3 protein-coding genes are annotated in these 2,384 nt (G+C 64.8%); 2 read left to right on the top strand and 1 reads right to left on the bottom strand.

All coding sequences use genetic code 11. From position 1 onward, the window contains the following. The first annotated feature begins 111 nt into the window (after positions 1 to 111). The gene (locus ACESNG_RS00980) at positions 112 to 498 is read left to right on the top strand and encodes a four helix bundle protein (protein WP_373067350.1); all 387 of its coding nucleotides are present in this window, start codon (positions 112 to 114) and stop codon (positions 496 to 498) included. An 86-nt stretch (positions 499 to 584) separates the two neighbouring features. Here ACESNG_RS00980 and ACESNG_RS00975 read toward each other — a convergent pair whose 3' ends face one another. Continuing rightward, positions 585 to 1,763 carry a GGDEF domain-containing protein gene (locus ACESNG_RS00975; protein WP_373067347.1) on the bottom strand — a complete coding sequence of 393 codons (1,179 nt, stop codon included), beginning with the start codon at positions 1,761 to 1,763 and terminating at the stop codon, positions 585 to 587. A gap of 55 nt (positions 1,764 to 1,818) precedes the next feature. On the opposite strand from ACESNG_RS00975, the gene ACESNG_RS00970 reads away from it, so the two are divergent. Beyond that, on the top strand, positions 1,819 to 2,384 hold a 566-nt coding region (locus ACESNG_RS00970), incomplete at its 3' end, for an ABC transporter permease (RefSeq protein WP_373067345.1).

Genomic DNA, 2,384 nt, shown 5'->3' with positions numbered 1-2,384 from the left:
GGAATTAGGGGCGCTAGAAATAAAGGGCGCTTACTGCGGACTGCGTTGAAAGGCGCGGGGGGGGCGTGGTTTTGGTGAGAGTGGTTTGGAGTTGCGACCGTATCGTGCGTCATGCCAAACCACTTCAACCTCCGCGTGTACGACGCCGCGTGCGAACTGAGCCGCGTCGTGCACGAGTCCCTCGAGACCCACGACGTGACGCGCGTACCGGGGCTTCGCGCGCAGCTCATCGAAGCCGCCGGTTCGATCGCCGCCAATACGGCCGAAGGCGCCGGCCGCGGCTCAGCCGCCAGGTTTCTCAATCACCTACGCATTGCACTAGGCTCCGCGAACGAAACGCGCACGCATCTTACCCGTGCCCGGAGCGAGGCCAGACTGCCAACCAAGCAATATTTTCTCTGCGATTCCAAAGCGCTCGTCACCGCCCGCATGCTGGCGTCGCTGATCCGCCGGATCGAGGAAGACGAAGCCCGCCGCCAAAACGAGAAGAGTGCGTAGAGCAACGCACTTTCCACGCTGTCAATTCCTGGCGCCCCTTATTCCTAGCGCCCCTTATTCCTGGCGCCCCTTATTCCTGGCGCCCCTTATTCCTGGCGCAGTTCAGCAGTTCCCTTCGCCCCGTTTGCTTTCCCTCGTCCTTCCTTCTTCGCCCGATACAACGCCGCATCCGCTCTCCCTAACCACGCTTCCACCCCTTCTGTCCCTTCGTACAACGCGTACCCTACGCTCGCGCTCAGTGCCGGCGCGGCGGTGGCGAACGGGGCGCGCGTGGATGCGACTTGCTGCACGACACGTTCGGCCAATCGCTGTGCAACTTTCTCGTCCGTGCCGGCCAACACCACCACGAACTCGTCGCCGCCGACACGGCAGATCACGTCGGATTCGCGCAGGAACACCTTGGACAGACTGCCGGCGATCGCTTGCAGTGCCGCGTCACCGGCCGCGTGTCCATAGCCGTCGTTGATCTGCTTCAGATGATCGAGATCGATCAGCACCAGTGAGACCGGCGTGCGATTGAGCATGTGAATCTGGACGGCGCGCTGCCCAGTGCGTTCGAAGCGCTTGCGATTGCCGAGCCCGGTGAGGACGTCAGTCTCGCTTTCGCGCTTCGCCTCCTCGAGCTGCGAGCCGAGCTGGTCGATGCGCTCGGCCAGCATGCCGAACGCAGCCTGCTGCGTATCCCGACGGCTGCGTGCAATGTCCGTGATCGCCGAGATCGCCTGCAGCACTTCGTCCTTTACGGCGCCGGTTTCTATGCCGTGAATCGCTGTCTGTACGCGGGAGATCTGGATCGAGGTGGCTTCGTCGGCCTGCATGTCAGCCTGCGCCACGGTGTGCACGCGCTCCACGCAGGCCCAGAGGGCGTCACGTAGATCGGAAAGCGCCGACTCCACATAGCGCTTCTCGCGACGACGATGGTCGGTCAGCGCACGGGTCGCGCCGGGATAGTCGCGGTGCGCGGCACTGAGCGACGGGACGCCAACCGATGGCTCGAGCGGAACGCCCAGCACCGTATGCCGCCGCCACCGCTCCAGCTCCTCTCCCGCTTCACTCGACGACAGGTCGGGCATGTCGAAGCTCCCCTGCGCGTAGGCGGAAAGCACTTGGCCAAAGGCATCGAGCAGTGGTGCGATGTCGAACGCCTCCGCTGCAGTGGCGGCTGACACCGCCGGCGGCTCAACAGGTGACGGAGCTAGGGGAGCAGAGCGACGAAAGAGCATGAACCGGACGGGGAGGAGAATCGGGTAGTCCCCGCCGATCATCGCGGGAATCGTTTAGGAGTATCGGCTCGACTCCCACGGGGATTAATGTTGCTGCATGCTGTCGCTGCTCGCCCGCCGCCTCCTGCTCTCCTTGCCCACACTGGCCGGGGTGCTGGTCGTCGTCTTTCTCCTGCTCTACGTTGCGCCCGGGGATCCCGTGCAGGCCATGGTGGGCGAGCGCGCCGACCCGGCCACGATGGCGCGGCTCCGCGCCGAACTCCGCCTCGACGACCCGCTGCCAGCACAGTTCCTTCACTACGCCAGCGGCGTGCTACACGGAGACCTGGGGCGATCGTACGTCACGAACCGCCCGATCATCAGCGACATTGCCGAACGTTTTCCGCGCACCCTGCTGCTGGCGACCGCCGCGATGCTGCTGGCTACGATCAGCGGTGTGACGATCGGCGTGCTCGCCGCCGTGCGCCCCCACGGCTGGTTCGATCGACTCGCCCTCGCCACGACCTACCTCGGGATTTCCTTCCCGGTGTACTGGATCGGTCTGCTACTGATCCTGCTCTTCGCCGTCACGCTGCGCTGGCTGCCGGCCTCGGGATACGGCCGCATCGAGTTTCTGATTCTCCCCGCACTGACACTCGGCTCGCGCTCCATCGCCTACCTCGC

Origin of the sequence: Gemmatimonas sp., from assembly GCF_041689975.1 — a bacterium.
In the GTDB taxonomy this organism is placed as follows: Bacteria; Gemmatimonadota; Gemmatimonadetes; order Gemmatimonadales; family Gemmatimonadaceae; genus Gemmatimonas.
Note: the sequence above shows the minus strand (reverse complement) of the source record. Positions and strands in the feature narration are given on the sequence as shown.

Coding starts and splice junctions, on each gene's coding strand:
- ACESNG_RS00975 (WP_373067347.1), bottom strand. CDS start 1,763: ATGATCGGCGGGGACTACCCGATTCTCCTCCCCGTCCGGTTCATGCTC.
- ACESNG_RS00980 (WP_373067350.1), top strand. CDS start 112: ATGCCAAACCACTTCAACCTCCGCGTGTACGACGCCGCGTGCGAACTG.